Below are 2,533 nucleotides of genomic sequence, written 5' to 3' on the forward strand. Positions count from 1 at the left end.
ACACGATCGTGTAGACGAGCATGCTCGCGAGCGGGTTCACCAGGGACCACAGCTGCCCGAAGATCGTCCGCTTGTACTGTCCGCGGATCTCTCTCATGGTCAGGTTCGCGAGCAGTTCGCGCGCGGAGAGCGCTTCCTTGACGTATGACATTGACCCTCGATAACTGGATGGCCGACCTCGGGCCGTAGCCAAATCTATCCCAGAAGTCTCCATCGCCCGGTCGGGCGGACGCCGCCTGCCGGAACCGCGCGGCGTCAGCCGGCGGAATCCAGCTCGGCCGACTCGCCCGGTCGCAGCATCCGGAGCCGGTCGCTCAGGCCGTGCTCGGCGAAGGCCGCCTCCACCTCCCGCTGGCCCTGGGTGAAGTGCGCCCAGCCCTCGGCGTGCACCGGCACGATCACGGCGTCGCCGAGCAGGGCCGCAGCCCGGGCCGCCTTGTCCGCCGTGAGGGTGAGGAACGCATCCAGCCGGGCGGTTCGCGCCGCGCCCGCGAAGAGCAGGGCGATGTCGATCGGACCGAGGTTCTCGGCGACCTCCTCCACGACCCGGAGGGACGCGTTGTCGCCGCTCACGTAGACGGTGGGGAGACCCTCGCCGGCGAGCACGAATCCGATCACCGGGCCGGAGGAGGCGTCCATCCCGTCGGGTCCGTGCTGGGCCGGGACCGCGTGCACCCGGAGCTCGGAGCCGTCCGGCCGGGGAACGGTCAGATGGGTCCACGGGCCGAGTCCGCGCACCGTGCCCTCGACCCGTTCGGCCGCAGCGGCCGTGCTCACGGTGAGCGGCGCATCGCGGACGACGTCGCGCCCCAGATCGTCGAGGTTGTCGGGGTGCTGATCGTGTGAGAGGAGCACCGCATCCACGGCTCCGACCTGTTCGGGAGTCAGGCTCGCCGCCGCGGTCTTGACCAGCACACGACCGGCGACGGGATGCTCGCCCGGCGGGTCGAACGTGGGGTCGGTGAGGATGCGGACGCCGCCGAGCTCGATGAGCGCGGTCGGTCCTCCGATCAGGGTCACGCGGACGGTCACGGGTTCTCCTCTCGCCGCCGCGACCCACTGGTCGCGCGCAGCCGGAGGAAACGGTAACCCATCCCGATCGCGAGGACCACGAGCCCGGCGACGATGGCCGGCAGGGGCAGGGTCGCGACGAGGACGACGCAGCCGATGGCGCCGGCCACGGCGAGCGCGCGCGGGTAGCGCCGGTGGGCCCGATCCTGCGTCCAGGCGGAGGCGTTCGCGGTCAGGTAGTAGAGCAGCACGCCGAACGACGAGAAGCCGATCGCGCCGCGCAGATCGGTGACCGCCACGAGGACGCAGACGATCAGGCCGAGCACCAGCTCGGCGCGGTAGGGGACACGGAAGCGTGGATGGACGGCTGCGAACCAGGCCGGGAGGTCGCGGTTGCGCGCCATGGCGAGGCTCGTCCGTCCGATCCCGGCGATCATGGCCAGCAGAGCGCCGAGGGCGGCCGCAGCGGCCCCGACCCGGATGACCACCCCGGGCCACGTGGCCCCGGCGGTGTCCGCCACCGCGCTCAGCGGCGCCGTGACCTCGGCCAATCCGGCCGCTCCGATGGCGTGCAGCGCCGACACGGCGACGAGTGCGTACACGACCAGCGTGATGCCCAGCGCGGTGGTGATGGCCCGGGGGATGGTGCGCACCGGATCCACCACCTCCTCGCCCATCGTCGCCACACGCGCATACCCGGCGAAGGCGAAGAATAGGAATCCGGCCGACTGCAGGATGCCGTACGCGGTCACGGCCGGACCGGGTTGCGCAGCGCTCGCCGCGCTGTGCGTGAACCCGATGACGACCGCGACGGTGAGCGCCGCCAGGGAGACGGCAACGAGGAGGCGGGTCAGCAGGGCCGTGCGCGTCACCCCCAGAGTGTTGACGACGGTGAGCGCTGCGACGGCCAGGACGGCGACCGGCTTCACCCACGGACCGGGCACCGCGTACGTGGCGAAGGTGAGGGCCATCGCCGCCGAGCTGGCGGTCTTCCCGACCACGAACGACCAGCCGGCGAAGAACCCGGCCCACTCGCCGAGCCGCTCCCGGCCGTAGATGTAGGTGCCGCCGGAGGTCGGGTACTGGGCGGCGAGCTGCGCCGAGGAGGTCGCATTGCAGAACGCGATGAAGCCGGCGACGACGAGTCCCACCAGGAGTCCGGCACCGGCGGCGGCCGCGGCGGGAGCGAACGCCGCGAAGACGCCCGCGCCGATCATCGACCCGAGCCCGATGCTGATCGCATCCCCCAGGGTCAGTCGGCGGGCGAGCGAGTCGTCGCCCCGCGGCGGGGTGGATGCGGCGGTCACGGGACGCAGTCTAGGGCCGGCGCGTGACATCCCGGGATGCCGTCATGCTTCTACACGCCTCGCGGACGATGGACCTCCAGCGCCGGACGGAGTACCGTCGCGCGGTCAGCACAGAACGGAAGGACGACGCCATGAGCGACGAGAACACCCGCCCCGACGCCGACGAGCTGCCCGACGGCTGTCTCTTATACACATCTGACGCTGCCGACGACGGA

2 protein-coding genes are annotated in these 2,533 nt (G+C 71.7%); both read right to left on the minus strand.

Annotation, left to right across the window (positions count from 1 at the left end; all coding sequences use genetic code 11):
* Window positions 1-255: 255 nt before the first annotated feature.
* Entirely contained in the window at window positions 256-1,032 is a 777-nt protein-coding gene (locus tag ACPYOG_RS19050; protein ID WP_481295709.1) for an MBL fold metallo-hydrolase, read from the minus strand.
* Complete coding sequence (locus ACPYOG_RS19055) at window positions 1,029-2,318, minus strand: APC family permease (RefSeq protein WP_481295710.1); 1,290 nt, start codon at window positions 2,316-2,318, stop codon at window positions 1,029-1,031. The genes ACPYOG_RS19050 and ACPYOG_RS19055 overlap by 4 nt, the downstream gene beginning before the upstream one ends.
* Window positions 2,319-2,533 lie beyond the last annotated feature (215 nt).

The organism is Leifsonia sp. HAY1-4F, assembly GCF_056755275.1.